Source organism: Streptomyces sp. NPDC034086 (assembly GCF_055575515.1).
In genome coordinates, this window is sequence record NZ_JBVISM010000001.1 from 422,617 (window position 1) to 447,839 (window position 25,223).

23 protein-coding genes are annotated in these 25,223 nt (G+C 74.8%); 11 read left to right on the forward strand and 12 right to left on the reverse strand.

Annotated elements, in window-relative coordinates; translation table 11 throughout:
• The first annotated feature begins 41 nt into the window (after positions 1–41).
• Positions 42–578 (forward strand): cysteine hydrolase family protein, encoded by a 537-nt coding sequence (locus ACZ514_RS01950; protein ID WP_468695312.1) that lies wholly within the window; start codon positions 42–44, stop codon positions 576–578.
• 64 nt (positions 579–642) lie between these two features.
• Positions 643–1,755, forward strand: coding sequence for a carboxylate-amine ligase (locus tag ACZ514_RS01955; protein WP_469123830.1), 1,113 nt, complete (start codon positions 643–645; stop codon positions 1,753–1,755).
• 84 nt (positions 1,756–1,839) lie between these two features.
• Here ACZ514_RS01955 and ACZ514_RS01960 read toward each other — a convergent pair whose 3' ends face one another.
• Positions 1,840–3,309 carry an amino acid permease gene (locus tag ACZ514_RS01960; RefSeq protein ID WP_468163165.1) on the reverse strand — a complete coding sequence of 490 codons (1,470 nt, stop codon included), beginning with the start codon at positions 3,307–3,309 and terminating at the stop codon, positions 1,840–1,842.
• A gap of 517 nt (positions 3,310–3,826) precedes the next feature.
• Here ACZ514_RS01960 and ACZ514_RS01965 point away from each other — a divergent pair.
• Both ACZ514_RS01965 and ACZ514_RS01970 read left to right on the forward strand, forming a co-directional pair.
• The gene (locus ACZ514_RS01965; RefSeq protein WP_468163163.1) at positions 3,827–4,192 is read left to right on the forward strand and encodes an STAS domain-containing protein; all 366 of its coding nucleotides are present in this window, start codon (positions 3,827–3,829) and stop codon (positions 4,190–4,192) included.
• Positions 4,193–4,207: 15 nt separating this feature from the next.
• Entirely contained in the window at positions 4,208–4,687 is a 480-nt protein-coding gene (locus ACZ514_RS01970) for an ATP-binding protein (RefSeq protein WP_468163161.1), read from the forward strand.
• Positions 4,688–4,703: 16 nt separating this feature from the next.
• On the opposite strand, the gene ACZ514_RS01975 is transcribed toward ACZ514_RS01970, so the two are convergent.
• On the reverse strand, positions 4,704–5,687 hold the full coding sequence (locus ACZ514_RS01975; protein ID WP_469123831.1) for a helix-turn-helix domain-containing protein: 984 nt from the start codon (positions 5,685–5,687) through the stop codon (positions 4,704–4,706).
• Between the two features lie 118 nt (positions 5,688–5,805).
• Between ACZ514_RS01975 and ACZ514_RS01980 the strand changes: the two genes are divergently transcribed.
• Together ACZ514_RS01980 and ACZ514_RS01985 are read left to right on the forward strand one after the other, a co-directional pair.
• Entirely contained in the window at positions 5,806–6,846 is a 1,041-nt protein-coding gene (locus tag ACZ514_RS01980) for a saccharopine dehydrogenase family protein (protein ID WP_469123832.1), read from the forward strand.
• Between the two features lie 131 nt (positions 6,847–6,977).
• Positions 6,978–8,054, forward strand: coding sequence for an enoyl-CoA hydratase/isomerase family protein (locus ACZ514_RS01985; protein ID WP_469124179.1), 1,077 nt, complete (start codon positions 6,978–6,980; stop codon positions 8,052–8,054).
• A 152-nt stretch (positions 8,055–8,206) separates the two neighbouring features.
• Here the strand turns inward: ACZ514_RS01985 and ACZ514_RS01990 are convergent, their stop codons facing one another.
• Positions 8,207–8,950, reverse strand: a complete 744-nt coding sequence (locus ACZ514_RS01990) for a TetR/AcrR family transcriptional regulator (protein WP_468163155.1) — start codon at positions 8,948–8,950, stop codon at positions 8,207–8,209.
• A 273-nt stretch (positions 8,951–9,223) separates the two neighbouring features.
• Between ACZ514_RS01990 and ACZ514_RS01995 the strand changes: the two genes are divergently transcribed.
• Together ACZ514_RS01995 and ACZ514_RS02000 are read left to right on the forward strand one after the other, a co-directional pair.
• Positions 9,224–9,970: a class I SAM-dependent methyltransferase gene (locus tag ACZ514_RS01995; protein WP_469123833.1), complete on the forward strand. Its 747-nt coding sequence runs from the start codon at positions 9,224–9,226 to the stop codon at positions 9,968–9,970.
• Between the two features lie 202 nt (positions 9,971–10,172).
• Positions 10,173–10,973 (forward strand): hypothetical protein, encoded by an 801-nt coding sequence (locus tag ACZ514_RS02000; RefSeq protein ID WP_469123834.1) that lies wholly within the window; start codon positions 10,173–10,175, stop codon positions 10,971–10,973.
• An 11-nt stretch (positions 10,974–10,984) separates the two neighbouring features.
• Here ACZ514_RS02000 and ACZ514_RS02005 read toward each other — a convergent pair whose 3' ends face one another.
• The 3 genes from ACZ514_RS02005 to ACZ514_RS02015 form a co-directional block, all read right to left on the reverse strand.
• Positions 10,985–12,592, reverse strand: coding sequence for a molybdopterin-dependent oxidoreductase (locus tag ACZ514_RS02005; RefSeq protein ID WP_469123835.1), 1,608 nt, complete (start codon positions 12,590–12,592; stop codon positions 10,985–10,987).
• Positions 12,593–12,660: 68 nt separating this feature from the next.
• Positions 12,661–12,840, reverse strand: a complete 180-nt coding sequence (locus ACZ514_RS02010) for a hypothetical protein (RefSeq protein ID WP_468695298.1) — start codon at positions 12,838–12,840, stop codon at positions 12,661–12,663.
• A 303-nt stretch (positions 12,841–13,143) separates the two neighbouring features.
• The gene (locus ACZ514_RS02015; protein WP_469123836.1) at positions 13,144–14,829 is read right to left on the reverse strand and encodes a ricin-type beta-trefoil lectin domain protein; all 1,686 of its coding nucleotides are present in this window, start codon (positions 14,827–14,829) and stop codon (positions 13,144–13,146) included.
• A 213-nt stretch (positions 14,830–15,042) separates the two neighbouring features.
• Here ACZ514_RS02015 and ACZ514_RS02020 point away from each other — a divergent pair, with 213 nt between their 5' ends.
• The 3 genes from ACZ514_RS02020 (at position 15,043) to ACZ514_RS02030 (ending at position 17,127) form a co-directional block, all read left to right on the forward strand.
• Positions 15,043–15,699, forward strand: a complete 657-nt coding sequence (locus ACZ514_RS02020; protein ID WP_468163137.1) for a TetR family transcriptional regulator — start codon at positions 15,043–15,045, stop codon at positions 15,697–15,699.
• 22 nt (positions 15,700–15,721) lie between these two features.
• Positions 15,722–16,642 (forward strand): serine/threonine dehydratase, encoded by a 921-nt coding sequence (locus ACZ514_RS02025; RefSeq protein ID WP_468695292.1) that lies wholly within the window; start codon positions 15,722–15,724, stop codon positions 16,640–16,642.
• A 125-nt stretch (positions 16,643–16,767) separates the two neighbouring features.
• Positions 16,768–17,127, forward strand: a complete 360-nt coding sequence (locus tag ACZ514_RS02030) for a hypothetical protein (protein WP_469123837.1) — start codon at positions 16,768–16,770, stop codon at positions 17,125–17,127.
• A gap of 91 nt (positions 17,128–17,218) precedes the next feature.
• Here ACZ514_RS02030 and ACZ514_RS02035 read toward each other — a convergent pair whose 3' ends face one another.
• From ACZ514_RS02035 to mdlC, 6 genes are read right to left on the reverse strand one after another with little or no spacing between them, the layout of a single operon-like run.
• Positions 17,219–17,431, reverse strand: coding sequence for a hypothetical protein (locus ACZ514_RS02035; protein ID WP_468163129.1), 213 nt, complete (start codon positions 17,429–17,431; stop codon positions 17,219–17,221).
• Positions 17,428–19,344, reverse strand: a complete 1,917-nt coding sequence (locus ACZ514_RS02040) for a peroxidase family protein (protein ID WP_469123838.1) — start codon at positions 19,342–19,344, stop codon at positions 17,428–17,430. The genes ACZ514_RS02035 and ACZ514_RS02040 overlap by 4 nt, the downstream gene beginning before the upstream one ends.
• Before the next feature lie 9 nt (positions 19,345–19,353).
• The gene (locus ACZ514_RS02045; protein WP_468163125.1) at positions 19,354–20,718 is read right to left on the reverse strand and encodes an alpha/beta fold hydrolase; all 1,365 of its coding nucleotides are present in this window, start codon (positions 20,716–20,718) and stop codon (positions 19,354–19,356) included.
• A gap of 12 nt (positions 20,719–20,730) precedes the next feature.
• Positions 20,731–22,083, reverse strand: coding sequence for a cytochrome P450 (locus ACZ514_RS02050; RefSeq protein ID WP_468695285.1), 1,353 nt, complete (start codon positions 22,081–22,083; stop codon positions 20,731–20,733).
• Positions 22,080–23,495 carry an FAD-binding oxidoreductase gene (locus ACZ514_RS02055; protein ID WP_469123839.1) on the reverse strand — a complete coding sequence of 472 codons (1,416 nt, stop codon included), beginning with the start codon at positions 23,493–23,495 and terminating at the stop codon, positions 22,080–22,082. The genes ACZ514_RS02050 and ACZ514_RS02055 overlap by 4 nt, the downstream gene beginning before the upstream one ends.
• Before the next feature lie 55 nt (positions 23,496–23,550).
• Entirely contained in the window at positions 23,551–25,161 is a 1,611-nt protein-coding gene (gene mdlC, locus ACZ514_RS02060) for a benzoylformate decarboxylase (RefSeq protein WP_469123840.1), read from the reverse strand.
• Between the last annotated feature and the right edge of the window lie 62 nt (positions 25,162–25,223).

Here is a 25,223-nt window from a genome sequence, read left to right on the forward strand (position 1 = left end):
GGCAGGCGCCGCACGGATCCGGGACCCAGGAGGTGAGCGGCATGCCGGGCAGCGCCCTGATCGTCATCGACATGATCAACACCTACGAGTACGCCGATGCCGAACTGCTGCTGCCGTCGGCGCGCCGCGCCCTGCCCGCCATCGCGGCCCTGCTCCGCCGCGCCCGTGAGCGGGAGGTCCCGGTGATCTACGTGAACGACAACTTCGGGTTGTGGCGCTCCCACCACGGGGAGATCCTGGAGACGGCCCTCGACGGGCCCCACGCCGACCTCGTCGAGCCGGTCCGGCCCGACGAGGACTCCCTCTTCGTCGTCAAGGCGCGCCACTCGGTCTTCTACGAGACCCCGCTCGCCTACCTCCTCGGCCGGCTCGGCGTCGGCCGGCTGGTGCTGTGCGGCCAGGTGACCGAGCAGTGCGTCCTCTACTCCGCGCTGGACGCCCACATCCGCCACCTGGAGGTGACCGTCGTCCGCGACGCCGTGGCCCACATCCACGCGGACCTGGCGGACGCGGCCCTGCGCATGATGGAGACGAACATGGACGCGGACGTCCGCGACGCCGCGGACGTGTCCTTCTGACCGGGCCCGCGGCATGGGGTCACGGCCTGCGGGTAGGTGCGGGGCACTCGGCTAGGAGGACCCGATGGACGTACTGACCATGGGCGTGGAGGAGGAGTTCCACCTCGTCGACCGCGCCAGCAGGGCACCGGTGAACCGGGCCCCGCAGGTGATCCGCGAGCTGGTCCCGGAGCTGGGCGGTCAGGTCCAGGCCGAGCTCTACACGACCCAGGTGGAGGTCTGCACCCGGCCCGCCGTCGAGCGGGAGGACCTGCGCGAGCAACTGCTGCGGCTGCGGAACTCGGTCGCCGGGGCCGCCGACGGGGCCGGCTGCCTCGCGGTCGCCTCCGGCAGCCCCGTGATCATGCCGCACGAGCCGCTCACGATCACCGACAACGCCCGCTACCGCCTGATGGCGAGCCGGTTCTCCGGGCTCGTGGGCCCCGAGCGCCTCGTCTGCGGCTGCCACGTCCACGTGGGCTCCCTGGACCGGGGCCGCGCCCTCGCGCTGGCGAACCAGATGCGGCCCTGGCTGCCGGTGCTCCAGTCGATCACCGGCAACTCCCCGTTCGTCTGCGGCCGCGACACCGGCCTCGACAGCTGGCGCTCGGTGGCCTACTCCTCCTGGCCGACCGTGGGACCGCCGCCGCTGCTGGACGAGCGCCAGTACCTCGCGCACGTGGACGGGCTGATCAGCGCGGGGGTGCTGCTCGACCGCAAGATGATCTACTGGCACGCCCGCCCCTCGGAACACGTGCCGACGCTGGAGATCCGCATCTCCGACGTCAACGCCGACCTCGACACCGTGGTCCTGACGGCCGTCCTCGTACGCGGCCTCGCCTCGGTGCTGCTCGAAGAGGCGGACGCGGGCGTACCGCCGCCGGAGCCGCCCGAGCGCGTGCTGCGGGTCGCCCACCGCCTGGCCGCGCGGCACGGGATCGACGGACCCGGCCTGGACGTGTGGACCGGCGGGCCGGCGCACGCCGGCCTGCTCGTCGACCGGCTGGTGGAGCGGGCGGCGCCGGGTCTGGAGAAGGCCGGCGACCTGGGCGCGGTGGAAGCCCTGTGGGCCGCGCTGCGCCGGCGCGGCACCGGCGCCCGCCGCCAGCGGGCCGTGTACGCGGCGACGGGCAGCCTGGAAGCGGTGGTCGACAGCCTGAACGCGGCCACGGGGAGCCTCGCCGTCGAGGCCGCCTGAGGTGCCCCCGGGCCCGCACGCGCCGGCGGGGGCGCACCGGCCGGGTGGGCCGGCACGCCCCCGCCGGGGGAGTGCGGTCAGCGGTCAGGACCGGGCCGCGGGCTCCGGGGCCTCGTCGGCGGTGCCCGCCGCCGCACGCGCCGCGATCTGCGGGTTGCGCGACTTCAGCACGGCCCAGCCGACGGCCAGGCAGACCGCCCAGCCGGCGCCCACGTACAGGGAGACGCGGCTGTCGGGGTCGATCGCGATCATCACGGTGACCAGCAGCAGGAAGGCCACGGCGATCCAGCTGCAGACCGTGCCGCCCGGCGCCGGGAAGGAAGAGGCGGGCAGCTTGCCCGCGACCACCGCGCGGCGGTACAGGATGTGGCTGACCAGGATCATCAGCCAGGTCCAGATGCCGGCCGTGGTGGCCACCGACATGACGTAGCCGAAGGCCTTCTCCGGGACGACGTAGTTCAGGACCACGCCGATGCCCATGAGGGCGGCGGACAGGGTGATGGCCACGGCCGGGGTCTTCGTGGAGCTGAGCCTGCCCAGCAGCTTGGGCGCCTCGGAGTTGGCGGCCAGGTCGCGCAGCATGCGGCCGGTGGAGTACATGCCGGAGTTGCAGGACGACAGGGCCGCGGTGAGCACCACGAAGTTGACGATGGCCGCGCCGGCCGGGATGCCGATCTTGGCGAAGGCCGCCACGAACGGGCTGACGCCCGGCTGGAACTCGGTCCACTTGACGACCATCAGGATCACGCTGAGGGCACCGACGTAGAAGACGATGATGCGCCACGGCAGGGTGTTGATGGCCTTGGGGAGGGTCTTCTCCGGGTTCTCGGACTCGCCCGCGGTGACGCCGACGAGTTCGACGGCCAGGTAGGCGAACATGACGCCCTGGAGGGTCATCAGGCTGGAGCCGACGCCCTTGGGGAAGATGCCGTCGAAGGCCCACAGGTTGGACACCGCGGCGGTGTCACCGGCCGCGCTGAACCCGAAGGTCACGACGCCGATGCCGATCACGATCATGCCGATCAGGGCGGTGACCTTGACCATCGAGAACCAGAACTCGATCTCGCCGAAGATCTTCACGGAGATGAGGTTGGCGACGTACAGGACCACCAGGAAGATCAGGGCGGTCACCCACTGGGGCACGCTCGGGAACCAGTAGTGCATGTAGATCGCCGCGGCGGTCAGCTCGGCCATGCCGGTGACCACCCACATGAGCCAGTACGTCCAGCCCGTGACGAACCCGAAGAACGGGCTGAGGAACTCGCGGGCGTACTCCGCGAAGGAGCCCGAGACGGGGCGGTACAGGAGCAGCTCGCCGAGCGCTCGCATGATGAAGAAGACGATGACGCCGGCGAGGGCGTACATGAGGATGAGGCTGGGGCCGGCCTTGGCGATGTTCGCCCCGGCCCCCAGGAAGAGGCCGACGCCGATGGCGCCGCCGATGGCGATCATCTGGACCTGGCGGCTGCCGAGGCCGCGCTCGTAGCCTTCCTCGGGCGTGGTGCCCGGGGCGGCGTCGTCGCCGTGGTGGTGTTCGACCTGCGTCGAGGTCATGCTCTGGTGCGCCTTTCCGCTCCATGCCGATCCGCGCCGTGCTCGGCAGCGGATCGGGTTCCGATCCCCCGGATGCTGATGGAGTTGCATGCCGGCGGTCGGCCGACTTCAGCGCCCCTGCCCGGACGTGGGTGGTCCGGCAGGCGGTCGAGAAGATGTACCACGGTGTCCGGCTCCGCACCGTGGCGAACATCACCGGCAAATCGGCCATTCGCCCGTGACCAGGCCCAAAGACCCTTGCACGGTGACGTCATCGTTATCCGGATCTGAGCCTCCGCTGAGCGAACGCAGAATGACAGCCGGGCAACCCGTGCCACCGGTGTCCGCGCGGCCGGGGCGCCCCGTCACCCAGCGTGAGCGCGGAGCCCGCGCACGGCCGGGCCCGCGCCGCCGCGCCGGCGGCGGGACGCGGGGGAAAAGCCGAGGGCGCGCGGAGGTCCCCGGGAGTTCCGCCACGCCGCATAGAGCGCCGCGGCCGGGGAAGGCGTAGGGGGCGGCTGACGGAAGGTGATGGCGGATGGTCTCCGGAACGGACGACGAGCGGTTCACCGTCGCGGTGCGGACGGTGGACGACGCCGTACTGCTCACCCTCGGCGGAGAGCTGGACCACGACACGGCGGCCCCGCTGCGCGAGGCCCTGGACGCGGCGGCCGCCCGGGGCGGCCGGCTGCTGGTGGACATGGCGGGCCTGGAGTTCTGCGACTCGACCGGCCTGAACGCCCTGCTGCACGGCCGCCTCGCCGTCCAGGAGGCCGGAGGCAGTCTGGAGCTGGCCGGGCTGAGCGGCCCGGTCGCCCGCATGTTCCGCATCACCGGCGCGGACGGGGTCTTCCCGGTCCACGCCGACGTGGACCAGGCGCTGGGATCAGTACGGGGCCGATGAGAGGGGGCGGGAACCGTGGAGCAGCGTGGCCCGGCCGGACGCAACTGGCTCCTGGTTCTCGAGGGGATGCCCGACCCGGTCCTGCGCAGCCGTGACTTCACCCGGCGGGCGCTGACGGCCTGGCACTGGCTGCCGGCGAAGGGGCAGGCCGCCCGGGAGGCGGCGGAGGACGTGATGCTGCTGGTGTCGGAGGTGGTGGCCAACGCCTGCCTGCACGGCGGCGGGCCCGGAGCCCTCGTCCTGGACTGGACGGACGAGCGGCTGCGGATCGAGGTCACCGACAGCAGTCCCACGCCGCCCACGCGGCCCGCCGACCGCGAGGGCAGGGACCCGCGGCAGCCGGGCGGCCACGGGCTGATGATCGTCGACCGGCTGGCCCGGAGGTGGGGTTCGCGGCCCGGGGTGATCGGCAAGTGCGTCTGGCTGGAGGTGGCCTGCCCCGCCGCCCTCGGCGGAGGCCTTCCCGAGCCGCGCCGGTCCCGCGGGTGGACCTGACGCCGGCCGCGCGGTGTCACCCCCCGCCGAAACGCTCGGTGCCGGTGCCGGTGCCGGTGCCGGTGCCGGTACGGAAGGTGCGGCGGTAGGTGTCCGGAGGAACGCCGACGGTCCGGTGGAAGTGCCGTCGCAGGGTGGTGGAGGTGCCCATGCCGGTGGCGCCGGCGATGGCCTCGATGGTGTCGTCCGTGGTCTCCAGGAGTTCCTGGGCGCGGCGGATCCGCTGGGCGTGCAGCCACTTCAGCGGGGTGGTGCCGGTGAGCGAGGTGAAGTGGCGGGCCAGGTGGCGCGAACTCATCCCCGCCCGCCGGGCCAGGTCCTCCACGGTGAGCGGCTCGTCCAGGCGCCGGAGGACCCAGGGGAAGAGGCCGGCGAGGGGGTGGTTGCCGGGATCGGGGACCGGGGTGGAGACGAACTGGGCCTGCCCGCCGTCGCGGTGCGGCGCCACGACCAGCCGGCGGGCGACCTTGTTGGCGTTCGCCGCGCCGTGGTCGAGGCGGACGAGGTGGAGGCACAGGTCCATGGCGGCGGCCTTGCCGGCGGACGTGAGCACGTCGCCGTCGTCGACGTAGAGGACGTCCGGGTCCACCGTGACCCGGGGATGGCGCCGGGCGAGTTCCCCCGTGTGCGCCCAGTGCGTCGTGGCGCGCTTCCCGTCCAGCAGGCCCGCGGCGGCCAGCACGAACGCGCCCGTGCACAGGGAGACCACGCGTGCGCCCGCCGCGTGGGCCGCGCGCACCGCGTCGAGGAGTTCCACGGGCGGCTCCGCGTCCGTGTCGGCCCAGCCGGGGACGATCACGGTGTCGGCGCGCGGGAGGCGGTCGAGGCCGTGGTCCATGTCCACGCGGTAGCGGCCGAGCCGCACCGAGCCGGGCCCGCAGAGGGAGAAGTCGTACCAGGGGTCCACGAGGTGGGTCAGGTCCGAGCCGAACACTTCGGTCGCCAGGGACAGTTCGAAGTGCAGCATGCCCTCGGTGACGGCCAGCGCGACGGTGTGCATGTCCGGAAGTGTACGAGGCGTGTCGTTCCGGACGCTCGTGGGAGGTGCCTCCCGGCGACAGGATGTCCGTGACGGCACCGCGGAGCTGCCGCGGACCAGCGGACACGGGGAGCAACTCATGGGATCGGACCAGCGGGTGGCGGTTTTCGGCGCGTACGGGCACACCGGACGGTTCGTCGTGGCGGAGCTGCTCGGGCGCGGGTACACCCCGGTGCTCAGCGGCCGTGACGCGGACGAGCTCAAGGTGCTGGCGCACGAGGCCGGCCTGGACGCCCGGGTGGCCTCGGCCGGCGACCCGGCCTCCCTCGACCGCGCCCTGGCCGGCACGTCCGCCGTGATCAACTGCGCCGGGCCGTTCGCGTCGACGGCGGGCCCCGTCGTCGAAGCCGCCTTGCGGGCGCGGATCCCGTACCTGGACGTCGCGGCCGAGATCGAGGCCAACCTCGACACGTTCGCGCACTTCTCCGACCGGGCGCGCGGAGCGGGAGCGCTCATCGTCCCGGCGATGGCCTTCTTCGGCGGTCTGGGCGACCTGCTCGTCACGGCGGCGATGGGCGACTGGACCGGGGCCGACTCGGCGCACGTCGCCTACGGGCTGAGCCACTGGCACCCCACCGCCGGCACCCGCCTGTCCGGCGCGGTCTCCCGGGAGCGGCGCGGCGGCCACCGCCTGCGCTACACCGGCGGCCGGTGGGAGCGCCGCACCGACGCCCCGCCCGTCCTGGAGTGGTCCTTCCCCGAGCCGATGGGGCCGCGCCGGGTGATCGGGGAGTTCACCATGGCCGACGTGGTGACCATCCCCAGCCACCTGTCCGTCCCGGACGTGACCACGTACATGACCGCCGGGGCGGCCCACGACGTCGTCTCGCCCGACACGCCCGCGCCGGCCGCCGCCGACGGGAGCGGCCGCTCCGGCCAGACCTTCCTCGTCGACGCCGTCGTACGCTCCGGCGGCGCCGAGCGGCGCGCCGTCGCCCGCGGTCAGGACATCTACGCCGTCACCGCGCCCCTCGTGGTGGAGGCCCTCGACCGCGTCCTCGGCGGCCGCACCCGCGCGGTCGGCGTCGCGTCCGCGGGCCGGATGTTCGACGCGGCCGACTTCCTGCGCGCGCTGTCCCCGCACATCTCGCTGGACACGGGTTCCCGGGGATCGTCGTGAGCCCCGGGCGCGCGCCGGTCCGCGCACGCGTTCGCCGGACCGGCGGCCCCCGTGCGCCCGTTCGCCCCAAACCCGATCAGACTTGACAAGATCGTCAGAAACGATCTTCATAGGGCGGTGGACGAGACATACTGACGGACGTGACCGAAGACACCGTTCTCATCGAGACCGACGGTTGTACGGGGCTGATCACCCTCAACCGTCCCCAGGCCCTCAACGCCCTCACCCACTCCATGGTGCTGAGGATCGGCGACGCCCTGACGGCCTGGGAGCACGACCCGGCCGTCAGCCAGGTCCTCCTGCGCGGGGCCGGCGAGCGCGGCCTGTGCGCGGGCGGGGACATCAGGGCCATCCACGCCGACGCGAAGGCCGGCACCACGGGCTCCCTCGACTTCTGGCGGGACGAGTACCGGCTCAACGCCCGCATCGCCCGCTACCCCAAGCCGTACGTGGCCCTCATGGACGGGATCGTGATGGGCGGCGGCGTGGGGCTCTCGGCCCACGGCGGCGTCCGCATCGTCACCGAACGCTCCCGCGTTGCCATGCCCGAGACGGGCATCGGCTTCGTCCCCGACGTCGGCGGCACCTACCTGCTCTCCCGCGCCCCCGGTGAACTCGGCACCCACCTGGCGCTCACCGGCACCGCGATCGGCCCCGGCGACGCCATGCTGTGCGGACTCGCCGACCACTACCTGCCCTCCGACTGGCTGGAGGAGTTCACCCGCGAGCTGACCGCCGCGCCCGTGGCCGAGGTGCTGCCCAAGTTCGGCGGCGCGACCCGGCCCGGGTCCCCCCTCGCCGCCGAGCGGGAGTGGATCGACCGCTGCTACGCCGCCGACACCGTCGAGGAGATCCACTCCCGGCTGCGCGGCTCCGGCCTGTCGGCCGCGCGGGAGGCCTCCGAACTCCTGCACGCCAAGTCGCCCACCTCCCTCAAGGTCACCCTGGCCGCGCTGCGCCGCGCCCGTGGGCTGGACTCGCTGGAGCGCGTGCTGGAGCAGGAGTACCGGGTCTCCGCCGCCGCGCTGTCCATGCCGGACCTGGTGGAGGGGATCCGGGCCCAGGTGATCGACAAGGACCGGCGTCCGTGCTGGTCCCCGGCCGCCCTCTTCCAGGTCCGGCAGGCTTCGGTGGAGCGGCACTTCGCCCCGCTCGGCGAGGGCCGCGAGCTGACCTTCCCGGAGTCCGGGCCGGCCGGCCGCGGCTGATCCGGGTCACCGGGCGTCCCGGAGCGGCCGCGCGCCGGCCCGGGCCACCCGGCCTTCCGTGTCAGCCCCGGCGGCCGCCCGTCCGAGGGCCCGGCCCGCGTTTCCCGCCCCCGTGACGGGACCGGCCGGGCCGTCCGGCCGCGGCTCCCGCCTCAGCCCCGCTCGAGCCGGGCCGCAAGACCGTCGAGGACCCGCTGGAGCCCGTAGTCGAAGTTCTCCTCCCGCAGCCGCTCCGGATCCTGCCCGTGCCGGGAGTAGGCGTGGTCCCTCACCACCGGGTGGTCCTCCAGGGCCGCCTCGGCGGCGGGCAGCAGGGAGTCCAGCCACTCCGCCTCGCTCTTCCCGCTGCGGGCGAGCAGCGAGAGGTAGGAGGCCTCGCTGGTCGTGGCGCCGATCACGTACGAGATGACGGCCTTCACCGCGAGGTCCGCCTCGGCCGCCGGGAACCCGGCCGACAGGGCCAGCCTCAGCAGCCGGTCCGACATCCGGATCAGGTTCGGTCCCAGGTACGCCAGTCCGACCTGGCCGAGGACCGAGGCCACCCAGGGGTGGCGCAGCACCATGTCGCGCAGGCTGTGCCCGCACTGCGACAGCGCCTCGCGCCACCCGTCCGGGCCGCCGCCCGCGGGCAGCTCCAGCTCTCCGTACACCTCGTCCACGACCAGCTCGATCAGCTCGTCCTTGTTGGCCACGTGCCGGTACAGCGAGGTGGCGGCCGTGCCCATCTCGGCGCCGAGCCTGCGCATGCTCAGCGCCTCGATGCCCGCGGCGTCCAGCAGCCGCACGGCGGCCGCGACGATCTGCTCCTGGCTGAGCGCGGGCTGTTCCTTCTGGCGGCGCGGCCGGGTCCAGACGGAGGGCACGGGCGCGGCGGTCTGCTGCTCTGGAGAGGACATGCCCTCACCCTAGCTCCCCGTGCGCACAGTGTACGCAGCATGCGTACACCCGTTTCGCACGTCCGCCCGAAAACCGGCCCGAGCGCCCCCCGGAGCGCCCCCGCCAGGCCCCTCCGGCGGGCCGTACGACCCCGCCCGCCCTGGCCGGGGCGCCCCCGGCCGCCGCCCTCGCCGCAGGCCTTCACGGGCCCGCCCGCCCCCCGCCAACACCCCTTCCCACCTGGGGAGATGTACCCGGACCGGCTATGATTGCCCCTGGAGAAAGGGGAGTTGATGGACCGCACCATACGCTCGGTGGAGGACGTACTGGACCTCCTGGACGGCCTCTTCGCGCAGGAGGCCGACCGCTGGACGGACGCGGGCGCCTCCTGGTGGGACGGCTTCTACGCCGACCGCTCCAAGCCCGTGCCGTTCTTCGTCGCGAAGCCCGACGAGAACCTGGCCTCGTACGCCGACCGGGGGCTCATCCGCCCCGGCCGCGCCCTCGACCTGGGCTGCGGAGCCGGACGCAACGCCCTCCACCTGGCCTCCCTCGGCTACGAGGTGGACGCCGTCGACCTGTCGCCCACGGCCATCGCCTGGGGTGAGGAGCGTGCCCGCGAAGCCGGCGCCACCGGCATCCGCTTCCACCGCGGCGACGCCTTCCGGCTCACCGTGGCCGAACTGGCCGGCCCGTACGACCTGGTCTACGACTCCGGCTGCTTCCACCACCTGCCGCCCCACCGCCGCGTCAGCTACCTGGCCCTCCTGGAACGCGTCCTGGCCCCCGGCGGCCACTTCGCCCTCACCTGCTTCGCCTCCGGCGCCATGGGGTGCGAGGTGCCCGACGCCGACCTCTACCGGCAGGGGGTCCTCGGCGGCGGCCTCGCCTACACGCCGGAGTCCCTGCGCCTGATCTTCTCCGGGCTGGAGGAGACCGAACTGCGCCGGATGCGCGACGAGGACGCCGGCTCCCCGCTCTTCGGCGAGCCCTTCCTCTGGACCGCCCTCTTCCGCAGGCCGCCGGCGGCCCAGGGGTAGCCGGTGGTGCCCGCCGGCCGGCCCCGCCTCCCGGACCTCGACCGCATGCCGCCGGGCGTCCGGCCGTCCCCCGTCGAGGTCCGGGAACCCCTGGCGTGGCCGGATCGGCGCTCTTTCCGGCGCGGCGCGGGTACGGCTGGATGGCGGGGGAGCCCCGGCCCCGAAGCCCCTCCCGCCCCCGCTCCCAGGAAGGCACAGGCCGATGAACGCACCCGCCATGACCGGCTTCGACGAGGTCTACGGACTGCCCGACCCGCGCGGCTACTTCACCCGGCTCCAGCCGTACGCCTACCAGACCCCCGCACACGCCCAGCCGGTGTTCCGCGCCCTGGCCGGCGCGCTCGCACCCGGCCGCCGAACCGTGCTCGACGTCTGCTGCTCGTACGGGATCAACGCGGCGCTCCTCAACCACGACGTGACCCTGGACGAGCTGTACGCGCACTACACCTCACCCTCCGCCGCGCGCCTGAGCACCGCCGAACTCCTCCTCCGCGACCGCCGCTTCTACGCCGGCCGCCGCCGCCCCGACGCCGTACGGGTCATCGGCACCGACGTCTCGCGGCCCGCCGTGCGGTACGCCCTGGCGGCCGGACTGCTCGACGAGGGCTACGCGGAGGACCTGGAGACCGCCGAGCCGGGGGAGCGGCTGCGCCGCTCCCTCCCCGGCGTCGGCCTGATCACCGTCACGGGCGGGACCACCTTCCTCACCGGTCGCACCTTCGGCCGGCTGCTCACCGCCATCGGCACCCCCGTCCCGGTGGCGGCCTTCGTCCTGCGCACGCACGACTACCGGGCCGTCACCGCCTGCCTGGAGTCACACGGACTGGCCGTCGGACGCGCCCCGGAGACCCATCCCCAGCGCCGCTTCACCGACCCCCGCGAGCAGGCCCTCGCCGAGGCCGCCGTGACCGCCCTCGGCGAGGACCCCGCAGGGAAGGAGTCGGCGGGACACTTCCACACCCGGCTCCACCTGGCCCGCCCCCGGGACGACGGCCCGTACTGAGCGCACAGGGCCTACGGGCGCACGTCCACCGTGACGGAGTGCCGGCCCGTGGCCCCGTCGGGCAGGGTGCCCCGGCGCCGCTCCGGCTGCACCGCGCCCAGGCCGTCGGTGGCCCGGACCTGAAGGGTGTGCCGGCCGGGCGCCGCCTCCCACGGCCACACCCACTGCCGCCAGGTGTCCACCCCGTCCGCCGTGCCGAGCCGGGCCTCCCGCCAGGGCCCGCCGTCGGCCCGTACCTCCACCCGGGCGATCCCCCGGTGCTGCGCCCACGCCACCCCGGCCACGGCCACCGGGCCGGCGGGCAACCGCGCGAAGGGGCGCGGGGTGTCGATGCGGGACTGCGTCCTGACCGGGGCCCGCCGGGCCCAGGACCGGCGCACCCAGTAGGCGTCGTACGCGTCGAAGGTGGTCAGCCGCAGCTCGCGCAGCCACTTGCAGGCGGAGACGTACCCGTAGAGGCCCGGCACGACCATCCGTACCGGGAATCCGTGCGCGAAGGGGAGCGGCCGCCCGTTCATCCCGACGGCCAGCAGCGCCTCCCGGCCGTCCATGACCGTCTCGACGGGGGTGCCGATCGTCATCCCGTCCACGGAGCGGGCCACCAGCTGGTCGGCGGGGCCGCCGCGCGACGGCGGCCGCACCCCGGCCTCGCGCAGCAGGTCGGCGAGGCGTACGCCGAGCCAGCGGGCGTTCCCCACGTAGGGGCCGCCGACCTCGTTGGAGACGCAGCACAGCGTGATGTCGTGCTCGGTCAGCGGGCGGGACAGCAGGTCCGCGAGGGTCAGGGTCAGCGGTTCGGTGACCCCGTCCCCCCGGATGTCGAGCCGCCAGGTGTCCGCGTCCACCCGGGGTACCACCAGGGCGGTGTCCACGCGGTAGAAGTCCCGGGCGGGGGTGAGGAACGGCCCCAGGCCCGGCACGCCGAGGTCGGCCCCGGGGGGTACCGGCGCCGCGCGGACGGCCGGGGGCGGCAGGACCAGGTCCGCGCGGGAGGCCGTGGCCCCGGCGGAGCCGTGGGCGCCGAGACGCCGGCCCGCGTATCCGGCCGCCGCCGAGGCGGCCACGGTGGCCGCGAGCAGCCGGCCGAAGGCGCGCCGGTCCAGGGGCCGGGTGCCGCCGGAGCGGCCCGCGCCCGGGCGGGGCCGGCGCAGGGCGGCGGCCAGGACGTACAGCACCGCGGCCGCCACCGCCCCGCCCGTGAGTGAGGGCAGCGCGTCCTGCCAGGCCGCCCCGGGGCGGCTGAGCGCGGCCACCGCTCCGGCCGCCCCCACGGACGCGGCGAGCGCGCAGCCCGCGCGGGGACGGCGTACCGCGAGGATTCCGGCCGCGGCGGCCGGCAGGGCCAGCAGGAGCAGTGTCCCCAGGGTCAGCACCAGCTTGTCGGAGGTGCCGAAGGCCCGTACCGCCCATTCCCTGACGGCCGCCGGGGTACGGTCCACCACGGCCCCGCCGACCGCCGTGAGCGGGGCCGCCTCGGGGCGTACGAGCGCGGCGGCCGGCTCCGCCGCCGCCAGGCCGGCGAGCGCGGCGGCCAGACCGGCGAACGAGGCGGCCGTCACGCCGGCGGCGCCCGCCCGGGCCGGCGGGCGGCGCCCCGGTCCCTGCCGCGTACGAGTCATCCGGAGCCACCTCCTCCGGGGACGGGCCGGCCGTCTTCCCCCGTCCTGTCACGGTAGCGCCGGCGCCGTCACCGGTGCGCGGCTCCGGGCTGCTGGGCCCGTCCGGTCTCGCGGCCGCGGCTCCCGGCGGCGGCGCGCGCCTCCGGGGCGGGGCGCGCCGGGCGGCGCTTGCGCAGCTCGACGACACCGTCGGTGATGCCGGCGGCCGGTACGGGGGCCGGGGTGAGCTCGTGCGCGGTGTCGGACATGTCGGTGCACTCCTGTCGCCTCGTGGCCCTGGGCGCGGGAGGGGAGCCCGCCGAATCGTTCCGGCCCTCCCCCCTCCCGGCCTGGGCCAGTGAACCCAGCGCACCGGCCGGGCGGGGGCGGCCCGGCGCCGGTTCCCCCGGAAGGGTGAGGGCGGGGCACGGTACGGGCGGCCGCCCCGCCGCCGTGGCGGGGCGGCCGAGCCTCGGACCGGCCGGCAGGGACCGGGCCCGTCAGGCCGGCAGGGACCGGGCCCGTCAGGCCGGCGGGGACCGGGCCCGTCAGGCCGGCGGGGACCGGGCCCGTCAGACCGGCAGGGACCAGGCCTGGTCCACCCGGTGGTCGCCGCAGGCGGCCAGCCGCAGCCGCTCGGCCGGGGCGTCGGGGGTCGCCGGCGGGGCCACGGCCGTCAGGCACTGACCGCTGGTCTCCTCGACCAGGGTCCCGTCGCGCCGGTGGCTCCAGCTCTGCCCGGCGTACCGGCCCGGCGCGCAGTCGGCCAGCTCCACCAGACCGCCCGAGCGGGCGGTGAGGCACTCGCCGGCCAGCCGCAGCCGGCCGCCGCCGCCCAGGGTCCAGCGCTGGTCGGCCCCGGCGGTGCAGGTTCCCAGGACCACCGCGCCCACCCCGGCGGCACTGGCCCCGTCCGCGCACTTCGCGCTGAGCCCGTTGATCTGCCCGGTCGGCACCGCCTCGGCGCAGCCGCGCGGGGTGAGCCGCCACACCATCGTGTCGTGGGCGCCGAGCCGTCCGGTGAGCGAGTCCCCCACCCTGGCGCGCCGCCCGCTCCAGAGGTCCTCGGCGTCCACCGCGCAGGGTGCGGGCAGTCCGACGTCGGCGAGCGGCACCGAGATGTCCCGCGCGCTGCCGGAGCGGTTGAGCACGGCCACGGCGCGGTCGCCGTTGGCCAGCGGCCGGGCCAGCACCTCGAAGGTGGCGTTGGAGGAGACCACGGCGCCCTGCCGGCCCAGCGGGTCCTGGTCCAGCTCGATCAGACGGGTGTTGCCGAGTGCCGCGAGCCCGGCCGGGGTGAGCGCGGACACCTCGGAGGACAGGATGAAGGGGGCCGCCATCATCGCCCACAGCCCGACCTGACTGCGGCTCTCCGCGTCCGTGAGGCCGGGGGCGCCCGCGATCAGGAAGTCCGGGTCGTTCCAGTTGCCGGGGCCCGCGTACCGGCCGAGCCAGCGGTTGTAGCCGTAGTTGCCGAGCACCGAACTCCACCGGGAGGTGGCGGGCGCGTTTGGGGCGTACACCTTGACGTCCCGGCCCTCGCGCCACAACTGGCCGGTCTCCCCGACCCAGCCGAGGACCCTGTGCCAGTCGGAGCCGCCCCATTCGCCCTGCTGGAAGTAGGCGGGCGCGGAGGCCGACAGCACCATGGGCCGGCCGCTGTCGCGCAGGGCCCGGGCCACGGAGTTGTAGGCGTCCCGGTAGGCCTGCTCCTTGGTCTTCCCGGGCGGGATCCACAGGTTGCAGCCGTCCATCTTGACGTAGTCCACCTTCCACGACGCGAACTGCCGCGCGTCGCGGGCGTAGTGGTCCGGGCCGCCGCCCTCGGGCGAACCGCTGCCCGGGTAGCGCTCGCAGGTGAGGGAGCCGGCGTCCTCGTAGATGCCGAACTTGAGGCCCTTGGCGTGCAGGTATTCCCCGAGCCAGGCCATGCCGTGCGGGAACTTCCGGGTGTCGACGACCAGGTTGCCCCGCGCGTCGCGCTCCCTGAGCATCCAGCAGTCGTCCACGGTCACCGTGTCGTAGCCCTTCGCGGCGAGGCCGCTGGAGACGAGCGCGTCGGCGTTGGCGACCACGGTGGCCTCGTCGATGTCGCACATGTAGTGCGCCCAGTTGTTCCACCCCATCGGAGGGGTGAGCGCGAGCGGGGTGTCCCAGGTCGCGGTCGGCTCGGCCGCCGCCGGGGCGGGGCCGAGCGCGAGGGCGAGCAGGGCGGCCGCGGTCAGACAGGGGAGCGAGGCGCGCGGGCGAGGCGGCACGGGGCCTCCTTGGCGTGGGGGGTACCGGCGGACGTTCGTGCCCAGTGCAGCGGTGCGACTACCCGCTGTCAACATAAGTCGATGGTTATGGCCCCATGACCAGCAATATGGCCGCGGTCGACGTCACACGTCCGTGGCGGACGCGCACCGGGGCGCGCGCGGAGACCATGGCCGGTACGGTGGGCTGATACGGCAGCTGATACGCTGTATCTCATGCCGAGGAGATCAGCCGCCCTGGACCGCGCGACCCCCGAGGCCATCGCCGCCGCCGCCCTGCGCCTCCTCGACGAGGAAGGCCCCGGAGCCCTCAGCTTCCGCGCCCTCGCCGAGCGGCTCGACGTCTCCCACGCCACCGTCCAGCGCCGCTGCACCGACCTCGCCGGCCTGCTCGACCTGTGCACCGAGCACCTCGCGGGGCAGCTGCCCGAGATCCCCGCCGGCACCGACTGGGCCGAGGCCGCCGAGCTGCGCTTCGGCGCCCTCTACCGGCTGCTCACCGCCCACCCCGGACTGCTGGTCCTGCGCGGCGGACGGCCCTGGCTCGGCCGGCAGCTGCTGGCCCGCCTCGTCGAACCCGCCCTCGCCGACAGCGTCGCCGCCGGGATGAGCCCGGCCGAGGCCATGACCGTCTACCGGCGGATGTACCTGCTCACCCTGGGCAGCGCCGCCTTCGTCGACCACCGCGACCCGGCCGGGGCCACCGCCGCCTCCCGGGCCGCCCTCGCCGCGCTGGACCCGGCCGCGTTCCCGGTCCTCGCGGGCGCGCTGGGCGACGTACTGCCCCCGCTGACCGACCACGAGGTGTACTACGGCGCCCTGCGCCAGCTCATCGAGGCCGCCCGGCCCTCCGGCCGGCGGCCCGCGTCCTGAACCGCGAAAGGCAGACCGCCCCATGGAGCAGCACCTCGACTACGCCGCCGTCCGCGCCGCGGCCGTCCGTACCGCCGGGGCCGTCCGGCCCGCCGCCGTGGTACCCGCCGCCGAAGGAGTCTGGTACGCCCTGGAGTACCTCCAGCACACCGGCTCCTTCAAGGCCCGCGGCGCGCACAACTTCCTCGCCGCGCACCGCGAGGCGGGCGGCCTCCCCGACGCCGGGGTCACCATCGCCTCCGGCGGCAACGCCGGTCTGGCCTGCGCCTGGGCGGCCCGCGCACAGGGCGTCCCCGCCACCGTGTTCCTCCCCGTCAACGCCCCGCGCGTCAAGGTGGACCGGCTGCGCGGCTACGGGGCCGAGGTACGGCTCGTCGGCGACCGGTACGCCGAAGCGCTGGCCGCCTGCCGGGAGTTCGCCGGCCGGAGCGGCGCGCTCTGCAGCCACGCCTACGACCACCCGCTCGTCGCCGCCGGCGCCGGAACCCTGCTCGACGAGGTACGGGCCGCGCTGCCCGGCCTGGACGCCGTCGTCGTCGCGGTCGGCGGCGGCGGGCTGTTCGCCGGAGTCGCCACCGCCGCCCGCGAACACGGCGTCCGGGTGGTCGCGGCCGAACCGGAACACTGCCGGGCCCTGAACGCCGCCCTGGAGGCGGGCCGGCCCGTGGACGTCCCCGTGTCCTCCGTGGCGGCCGACTCCCTCGGCGCCACCCGGGTCTCGGCCGACGCCTACGCCGCCGCCCGGCACGGCGGCGCCCTGTCGGTGCTCGTCCCGGACGAGGCGATCGTCTCCGCCCGCCGGGCCCTGTGGGAGGAGCACCGCATCGTGGTCGAGGCCGGGGCCGCCACCGCCCTGGCGGCGCTGCGCACCGCGCCGGAGCCGCTGGGCGAGCGGGTCGCCGTCGTCCTGTGCGGGGCGAACACCGACCCCCGGGACCTGTGAACGGAGCGACGATGGTCGCCCCGCCCCGCGACTTTCGAGTACGGCGCGCCCACCCCGTCCCTGCGAGGCTCTGACGCACCGGTGCGCACCGCACCGCCACGTCGAGGGCACGGAGGAACGGGGCCATGGCTCAGTGCAAGGGTTGTCTCATCGGGTGCGGTATCGCGCTGGTGGTGGGGGTGGGGCTGCTCGTGGCGCTCTTCTTCGGGGCGGCCAAGGTCCTCGACGTGGCCGACAAGACCCTGCTCGACCCGAAGGTCTACGAGGAGGTGCGCGTCGGCGACGCCGAGGGCGAGGTGCGCGCGAAGCTGCCCTCGGGCGACACCTTCGTCAAGGACGCCCTCAAGGACGGCGGTCCGGCCGAGCCCGCCGGCAGCGTCTGCGCCTGGTACCTCTCCGCCGCCGACGGGCGGACCGAGGACGTGCTCCGGTTCTGCTTCAAGGACGGCAGGCTCGCGGAGAAGGCCCAGTACCGCATGAAGTAGCACCCGTGCGGAACGGGGCCGGGCCTGCCGCCCGCCCCCGATGCCGCCCACGTTCCCCGGCCTCGCCGTCGCCGTCGCCGTCGCCTCCGCCTCAGCCCGCCCGGCCGTCCAGCCGGGCGGCCGAGCGGGAGAGACCGTCGGCGGCCGTGACGCACCGCCGGGCCAGTTCCTCGATCCGGGCCCGGAAGGCGTCGGCCTGCGGGCCCCTCCACTCCAGGACGTCACAGGCACCGCGCAGCCGGTCCGCCCGCTCGCGCAGGGCGGCCGCGTGACTGCGCAGGCCGTCGGCGGGGTGCCCGCTCACGACCGCTCCTTCCAGGGCGCGAAGGCGTTGGCCACTCCGGCCAGCGCCGGGCCCAGTTCGGGGTGGTGCCGCAGCAGCACCGTGACCATCGAGTTCCGGTCGATCCAGCGCAGCCCCTCGGCCGTGTAGACCTCCGGCCGGTAGTCCGTGGTGAAGAACCGGTCGCTCTTGATCCGGCGGCTGGCCATCAGGACGAAGACCCGGAAGAGGGTGTCGCTGAAGCCGAAGCCCGCCGGCCGCGGCTCCGCCAGGTTCCCGACCAGGGTGTCCACCCGGTCGAGGCGGCCGTCGTAGAGCTCGCGCAGCAGGGGGGTGTCGCCCGGGTGGCCCCCGGTCAGCTCCTCGAAGGAGGTGACGGGCCGCTTGCGCAGCATCTGCCGCTGGGCGTTGTAGCGGGGGATGCCCCGCTCGCGGTCGCGCAGGACGTCCACGGTCCCGAGGTCGACGTGCTCGCCGGAGAGCCGCTTGAGGCCGCGCAGCGCGTCCGGGTGGTTGTGCAGGACCAGGGCCCCCGGGTTCGAGACGCCGAAGGTGTAGAACAGGTCGCTCATCCCGTACGCGTCGATCGCGGTGCGCGTGGTCGCGCCCTGCATGTCGTCGAAGCCGATGACCTCGCGCCGTTCCCCCCGCCGGTGGTCGCGGACGGTGATCTCGTCGGGGATCAGCGGGTGCAGCCGGTACGCCGACACGAACTCCTCCGTCATGGAGAAGGGCGCGGCGTGGTGGTCGGTTCCGGACCCCAGGGTGCCGCTGAGCGCCTCGCCGCCGATCCGGCCGAAGGTCCGGGTGACCCAGCGGGGCAGCAGCCCGTACCAGTTGGCGCGCATCGCCCGGTGCACCACGGGGTGGTCGAGGATCCCCGGCGTCCACTCCACGGTGTGGATCTTCGCCATGAGGGCGGTGTTGACCAGCCGCGCCGTGTGGAAGATCCGCTCGTCGTCCCAGGTGGGGTGGTGCGAACGGACCAGGTCGCAGATGGAGTTGTGCTCCTTGGCGAAGAGGGTGTGCAGCAGCGACAGCCCGGTCCAGTAGTCGCTGTTCATCCCGGTGGCGTCGAGGCAGCCCATCCCGGGCCGCGGATCGGCCGGCAGCCGCCCGCCGTCGACGATCAGGTGCCCGTGCTCCCCGGTGCGCAGCGAACGGCAGCGGGCCTCGTCGGACCCGTACAGCTGCGAGCCGTCCCACCAGTGGCTGACGGTGTTCTCGTACGTCGGCGGGACGTCCGGGGTGGTGTGCGCGACCGGGTCGGGGCGGGTGCGGCGCACCTGCATCGGGCAGGTGCCGCCCCGCTCGGCCCAGTCGTCGTCGGCGGCGAGCGGGACGGTGAAGGGCTCGGCCTCCTCGTTGTCCCCGTGGTTGGCCCAGCCGTGGTTCTGGAACTGGATCCACGCGGCGGCCAGCAGGTTCAGGGTGGGCGCCGGGGTGAAGCCGCGCCGGGCCAGCAGCTGCCGGCTGACCTCGCGGGGACTGGGCGTCATCAGCGCCTCGTCCTCGTCAGGGTACGCCAGGTGCAGCGGCGTGTTGCGGTCCAGGCGGGTGCCGGCCCGGCCCATGTCCTCGTCGTACGGGTCGTAGCCCGAGCCGTCGTACGAGCGGTACGGCGCGAGGTCCTTGGTGGGCCGCCGGTCGCGCTCGCCGCCCGCTCCGAAGGTGTCGTGCAGGTTGTGCCGGCGCAGGTCCCCGCGGATCACGGACAGGTTCAGCAGGCCGAGCGGGCCCGGCAGCTCGTACCACTCGCGGGTGCGGTTGATCCGGGCGAAGGCCGCCGACTCCAGCCGCTCCAGCAGGCCGGGCGGTCCGTACGGCTGCGGCGGCTCGGGCGGCGGCTGGTGCCGTCGGGAGGTCTGCGACGGCAGCTCCGGCGCGGACCGCGCCGTGTCCGTCGGGGGAGTACGGGAGTCGGTGTCCGTCATACGGGGTCCTCAGCGGTCGTGGAGGGTGAAGAGGTGCGTGCCGGTGACCCGGCCGCGGAAGGCGGCGAGCTCGGAGTCGACGTGCGTGCGCGCGTGCGGGACGTCGTGCTCGAGGTTGTGCGCGTACCGTTCGGCGGCATGGCACAGCGGGAAGGCGTGGGTGTCGTCGGTCCAGGTGAACTCCGTGAACTCCTTCGGAAGTTCGTACGGGGACACCGACGAGCGGCCCTCCAGGCTCGGCACGATGTCGTGCTCGTTGACGAGCGACACGACCCGGGTGCGCGGATCGGCGGCCCGCTTCTGGTCGATGGGCGACCCGATCGCCACCACGTGCGTCACCGTGTACAGCGCGTTGAAGTCGCGGCTCGCCGCCAGGTTCATCGCGGTGATCCCGCCCTGGCTGTGGCCGACCAGCGCGACCTGCGAACCGGAGGGGACGAGCCGGCGCAGGGCCCTGACCACCGCGCGGGTGTAGGTGGTGTCGAGGGCGCCCACCGCGTCGATGGCGCCCAGCAGGTCCTGCGGACTCTCCTGGTTGAAGCTCGGGCCCATTCCGGGCAGCTGGACGACGAACCGGCGCTCGCCGTCCGGCCCCGACACCTGCTGGACGAGGAGCATGCCGCGGTCCCCGATCCGGCCGATGTTGCGCACGTAGCCGACGATGGTGCACGAGGTGTCGATGCTGCCCAGCAGCGCGGCCGAGGGCGTGTGCGGTTCGGCGCGGCCGCGGCCCCGGTTGAGGAACGTCCACACCGAGTTGCTCACCCCCAGGAGGTAGTCGGAGGTCAGCGGCCGGCCGGTGGCGATCTGCCAGCCGGCGGCGTCGTTGAAGGGGTTCTCGTCGGTCAGCGCGTTCCAGGCCATGATGTCGGTGAAGGACGGCGCCAGCAGGGCCAGGGCGTACTCCGCGCCCTTCTCGGTCAGCAGCCCCCTGAAGAGGCGTACCGCCTCGGCCTGCCGGTCCTCGTCGATGGCGCGCAGCAGCCGCGAGGTGGTGGGGTTGTCGAGCAGCTCCGGGTGGCGCACGGCGGCCGCCCGGATCCGTGCCTTGAGCCCGGCGACGGCCAGGCTGACGGCCAGGCTCTCGCGGCCGGCCAGCACCCCGGCCAGCCAGAGGGCCCCGGCGAGCGGGCCGCCGCCCTGCGGGGCCCAGCCCAGGCCCTTCGGGTCCATCAGGGTCCGCAGCAGGCCGCGCTGGGCGGCGCGGGCCCGGCGGGTCCCGGCCGCCGCCAGCGGCAGCCGGGACCCGAGGGCGACCCGGGAGGCGTGGCGCGCGGCGTCGCGTACGGCGTCGGCCGCTTCGGCCAGCTCGCGGCAGACGTGGTGCAGGGAGGCGATGTCCGGCTGGGTGACGGGCGCGTCGGCTTCGGTCATGTCGGATTCCCCCTACAGCCGGCCGAGGCGGAGCCTGATGCCCGCCGTGTCGAGGATCCCCGGCAGCGGACGCCCCGGGTCGAGCACCGGGCGCGCCCCGGTGAGGCGGTGGCCGCGCAGCACCTCGGCACAGACCAGGGAGGTGAGCAGCAGGGCGACGTGTTCGCCCGGGCAGCGGGCGCCGCCGTGGCTGAACGGGGCCACCCGGGTGTCCCGGTGGATGTCCGCGGCCAGCCAGCGGCCCGGCGCGAACAGGTTCCCCCCGTCGACCTGCTCCGGATCGCGCTGGTGGAACCCCATCGGCACCAGGACGTTGGTGCCGGCCGGGTAGGGCACCCCGCGCCACTCGGTCTCCGTACGGGTCACCCGTACGAGATCCGGCACGATCGGGTACAGCCGCACCGACTCCTCCAGGCAGGCCCGCAGCCGCGGCAGTCCGGGGACGCCGCCGGCCGCCTCGGCGTGGGCCGCGTCCTGCTCGGCCGGGTGGTGCGCGAGCAGCAGCAGGGTCCGGGCGACGACGGGCGCGGCGAGGTCGATGCCCAGCAGCCAGTGGTGGGTCTGGCCCAGCGGGTCGGTGCCCTCCGGGGAGGGTTCCGCCAGGGCGCGGGCAGCCAGGGTGTGCGCGGGCGCGTCGGCCGCGTACCGGGTGATCCGGGCTTCGATCCTGGAGTAGAGCGCCCTGGCGGCCTCCGGCCTGCTGCGGCCCATCCAGTTGGCCTGGCCGCGCAGGGTGGCGAGCCAGTCGGACAGCTCCTGGTCGTCGGAGGCCTGGTCGCCGAGGACCACCCGCCGGGAGATGCGGGTCAGGGTCTTCCACAGCAGCGGGAAGCCGACGACCGGGCGGGAGGTGAGCCGCCGGCACTCCTCCTCGACGACGGTCCGGAACTCCGCGCAGGAGGGGTGCACCGGCTGGTCCGCGGCGAGCGCGTGGTCGTTGACCCGGCGCCGGTCCTCGCGCACCCGGCCGTGCGAGCAGATCACCCCGGTGGGTTCGAAGACGGACAGGCTGGCGTACTTGTCGTCCGCGTCCATGGCGAGGTCCCGGACGGGCAGTTCGAAGAACCGCCGGATGTCGGCCTGGTCGAACAGGACCAGCATCTCGCCGGAGAGCGCGCGCACCATCACGGGTGCGCCCCGGTGCCGGGCCCGCATCGCCCGCAGCGTGGCGTTCGACCAGGCCGGCTGGTTGACGCGGGAGTACAGCGCCATGACCGGGAAGCGGGGGCTGGCGACGCCGCGCACGAAGACGGGCAGGGTGTGGGTGGCGACGAAGCGGACGGTCTCCGCCAGGCCGGCCCGGACGGGGGGCAGCGCCGGCGCCTCGCCGCGCGCGGTGTCCGGGGCGTCGATGGACTGCGTCATACCGTGACCACCTTGCCGGGGTTGAGCAGGTTCTTCGGGTCGAAGAGCCGCTTGAGGCCGCGCTGGAGCTCCAGGGAGACCGGGCCGAGTTCGCGCTCCAGCCAGTCCCGCTTCAGCGTGCCGATGCCGTGTTCGCCGGTCGTGGTGCCGCCCAGTTCGAGCCCGGCGGCCATGATGGCGTCGTACGCCTCCTGTGCGCGGCGGAACTCGTCCGCGTCGGACTCGTCGAAGACGACCGTGGGGTGCAGGTTGCCGTCCCCGGCGTGACCGAGGGTGAAGATCTTCAGCCGGTACCGCTCGGCGATCTCCTCGATCCGGCCGATCAGCCCGGGCAGGGCCGTCCGAGGGACCGCGACGTCCTCGATGAAGGCGGTGAGGCCCCCGCCCCGGGCGGCCATGTACGCGGCGAGGGCCGGGCTGACCAGCCGGCGCGCCTCGATGATCTCGTACGCCTCCTCGCTGGTGGCGGAGCCCGCGATGTGTTCGGCGCCGGCCTCCTTGCAGAGAATCTCCATGGCGGACAGGTCCGCGGAGGGGTCGGCGGTGTCGCTCTCGACGATCAGGGTGGCGGCGCTGCCGGGGCGCAGCAGCGGATGGGTGCCGAGGTCCACGATCGCCTGCGTCGTGGCCCGGTCGAGGAGTTCGAGCGCCGACGGGGTGTGGCCCGCCGCGGTGATCGCGGCGACGGCGTCGCCCGCGGCGGTCAGGCTGGGGAACTGGGCCAGCAGCGACAGCGCCGGGGGGCGGGCGGGCCGCAGGGCGAGGGTGGCGCCGACGACCACCGCCAAGGTGCCCTCCGAGCCGACGATCAGCCGCGTCAGGTCGTATCCGGCGACGCCCTTGGCGGTGTCCCGGCCGGTGCGCAGGCGCCGCCCGTCGGGCAGGACGAGGTCCAGCCCGAGGACGTAGTCGGCGGTGACCCCGTACTTCACGCAGCAGATGCCGCCCGCGCCGGTGGCGATGTTCCCGCCGATGGTGCAGCGGTCCCACGAGGCCGGGTCCGGCGGGTACGCCAGCCCGTGCTCGGCCACGGCCTCCGCGAGGCGCCGGGTGGTGACCCCGGGTTCGCAGCGGACGAGGCGGTTGGCGGGGTCGACGGACAGGATCCGATCCAGCGCGGCGGTGGACAGCACCACGCACCCGTCGACGGCGTTCGCGGCGCCGGCCAGGCCCGTGCGGGCGCCCTGGGGGACGACGGGAACGTCCAGCGCGTACGCGGTGCGCATGACGTGCTCGACCTGCTCGGCCGTGCGGGGGACGGCGACCACGGCGGGCGTGCCGTACGCGGAGAAGGGGGCGGAGTCCCGGGCGTGCGCGGCGAGTTCCGCCGGGCCGGTGAGCAGGGCTTCCGGGGGGAGCGCGGAGCGGAGCCTGCCGAGCAGCGGGGAGGCGGTGTCACTGGTGGGGGGCATGCGGGCCTTCCGGGGCGGTGTGGTGCGGCGGAACGGGGCGCAGGGCTGGGGAGGGCTACATGGTGGGGAGCTCGGTGGTGACCGGTACGTCGATGAGTACCGGGCCGTCCTGCTGGAGGGCCGACTCGCGGACGAGCTTGGTCAGTTCGCCGAAGCCGGTCGCGCGGTGGGCGCGGACGCCGTAGCCGGTGGCGACGGCGGTGACGTCCAGGCCCGGGATCTCGAGTCCGGGGGCGCCCTGGGCGCGTTCCACCTGGGCGAACCACTGGAGGATCGCGTAGCGCCGGTTGCTGAGGACGACGAAGGTGACCGGGACCTCGTACGCCGCGGCGGTCCACAGCGCCTGCACGGCGTAGTGGACGGAGCCGTCGCCGATCACGCAGACCACGGGCCGGCCGGGCGCGCCGAGCTGGGCGCCCACGGCCGCGGCGAGACCGAAGCCGAGGCCGCCGCCGGCCGTGAAGAGGAAGGAGCCGGGGGTGTCGATGCGCGTGGCGTCGTGGAACTGGCCCAGGTTGGACGGGGACTCGTTGACCCAGAGGGTGTTCGCGGGTGCTCCCTGGGCGATGGCCGTCATCGCGGCGAGCGGGGTGAGCACCCCGTCGGTCTCCTCCGGGGACTCGGCCCGCGCGATCCTCCCCGCCGGAGCCGCGGCCTCCCGTACCGGCAGCTCGGCGAGCAGGGCCCGTACGGTCAGGGCGAGGTCGGCGACCAGCGCGTCACCGACGGGGGCGCGGGCCGCTTCGTCCGCGTCCCGGGTGAGCTGCACCAGCTCCGCACCCTCGGGCAGGTAGGCGCCGGGGACGTAGGGGTAGTAGCAGAACACCGGGGCGCCGATCACCAGGACCAGGTCGTGGCCCTCCAGACAGCGGGACAGCGGCGCGATGGCCGGGGGGAGCGTCCCCCGGTACTGCGGGTGGGACTTGGGGAAGGCGACCCGGCCCTCGGTGGGCGCCGACCAGACGGGCAGGCCGGTGCGCTCGGCCAGTTCCACGACGGCGTCCCAGGCCCCGGAGGCGTCCACGTCGTTGCCGGCGACGAGGACGGCGCTGCGGGCGCCGGCCAGGCGGGCGGCCAGCCGCCGGACCGCCTCGGCGGAGGGGGCGGCGGCGTGCGTCACGGTGCGGGCCGCGGTCCGCCGGGCGGCCCGGTCGTCGGCCTCGTCCAGGACCACGTCGAAGTCGTCCATCGGCAGGGAGAGGAACACCGGGCCCTGCGGCGGGGTTTCGGCGACCTGCACGGCGCGGGCCAGCGCAGGGGCGACGTCCGCCGCGCGCGGCGGCTCGTACGCCCACTTCACGGCGGGCTGCGGCAGCAGGGTCGCCTGCGGGTTGGCGAGCAGGGCCTCCATGGTGAGCATGGCGCGGACCTGCTGGCCGGCGGTGACCACCAGGGGGGTGCGGTTGGCGCGGGCGTTCAGGATCGCGCCCATGGCGTTGCCGGTGCCGGGGCCGGTGTGCAGGTTGACCAGGCCGGTGGTGCCGGAGGCGAGGGCGAAACCGTCGGCCATGCCGACGACCACGGCCTCCTGGAGCCCCAGGACGTAGCGGAAGTCCTCCGGGAACTTCTTGAGCATGGGCAGTTCGGTCGATCCGGGGTTGCCGAAGACCGTGGTCATCCCACGGGTTCGGAGGACGTCGAGGACCGACTCGCGGACCGTGCGCATGGGCGTTCCTTCGCGGAGCGGGTGGAAGCGGGGGGTGATCAATCCATCACATAGCGTTGATC

Bases quoted from the DNA above. Each gene is read 5' to 3' on its own strand.
- ACZ514_RS01950 (WP_468695312.1), top strand. From the start codon at position 42: ATGCCGGGCAGCGCCCTGATCGTCATCGACATGATCAACACCTACGAG.
- ACZ514_RS01955 (WP_469123830.1), top strand. From the start codon at position 643: ATGGACGTACTGACCATGGGCGTGGAGGAGGAGTTCCACCTCGTCGAC.
- ACZ514_RS01960 (WP_468163165.1), bottom strand. From the start codon at position 3,309: ATGACCTCGACGCAGGTCGAACACCACCACGGCGACGACGCCGCCCCG.
- ACZ514_RS01965 (WP_468163163.1), top strand. From the start codon at position 3,827: ATGGTCTCCGGAACGGACGACGAGCGGTTCACCGTCGCGGTGCGGACG.
- ACZ514_RS01975 (WP_469123831.1), bottom strand. From the start codon at position 5,687: ATGCACACCGTCGCGCTGGCCGTCACCGAGGGCATGCTGCACTTCGAA.
- ACZ514_RS01980 (WP_469123832.1), top strand. From the start codon at position 5,806: ATGGGATCGGACCAGCGGGTGGCGGTTTTCGGCGCGTACGGGCACACC.
- ACZ514_RS01990 (WP_468163155.1), bottom strand. From the start codon at position 8,950: ATGTCCTCTCCAGAGCAGCAGACCGCCGCGCCCGTGCCCTCCGTCTGG.
- ACZ514_RS01995 (WP_469123833.1), top strand. From the start codon at position 9,224: ATGGACCGCACCATACGCTCGGTGGAGGACGTACTGGACCTCCTGGAC.
- ACZ514_RS02000 (WP_469123834.1), top strand. From the start codon at position 10,173: ATGAACGCACCCGCCATGACCGGCTTCGACGAGGTCTACGGACTGCCC.
- ACZ514_RS02005 (WP_469123835.1), bottom strand. From the start codon at position 12,592: ATGACTCGTACGCGGCAGGGACCGGGGCGCCGCCCGCCGGCCCGGGCG.
- ACZ514_RS02010 (WP_468695298.1), bottom strand. From the start codon at position 12,840: ATGTCCGACACCGCGCACGAGCTCACCCCGGCCCCCGTACCGGCCGCC.
- ACZ514_RS02020 (WP_468163137.1), top strand. From the start codon at position 15,043: ATGCCGAGGAGATCAGCCGCCCTGGACCGCGCGACCCCCGAGGCCATC.
- ACZ514_RS02025 (WP_468695292.1), top strand. From the start codon at position 15,722: ATGGAGCAGCACCTCGACTACGCCGCCGTCCGCGCCGCGGCCGTCCGT.
- ACZ514_RS02030 (WP_469123837.1), top strand. From the start codon at position 16,768: ATGGCTCAGTGCAAGGGTTGTCTCATCGGGTGCGGTATCGCGCTGGTG.
- ACZ514_RS02040 (WP_469123838.1), bottom strand. From the start codon at position 19,344: ATGACGGACACCGACTCCCGTACTCCCCCGACGGACACGGCGCGGTCC.
- ACZ514_RS02045 (WP_468163125.1), bottom strand. From the start codon at position 20,718: ATGACCGAAGCCGACGCGCCCGTCACCCAGCCGGACATCGCCTCCCTG.
- ACZ514_RS02050 (WP_468695285.1), bottom strand. From the start codon at position 22,083: ATGACGCAGTCCATCGACGCCCCGGACACCGCGCGCGGCGAGGCGCCG.
- ACZ514_RS02055 (WP_469123839.1), bottom strand. From the start codon at position 23,495: ATGCCCCCCACCAGTGACACCGCCTCCCCGCTGCTCGGCAGGCTCCGC.
- mdlC (WP_469123840.1), bottom strand. From the start codon at position 25,161: ATGCGCACGGTCCGCGAGTCGGTCCTCGACGTCCTCCGAACCCGTGGG.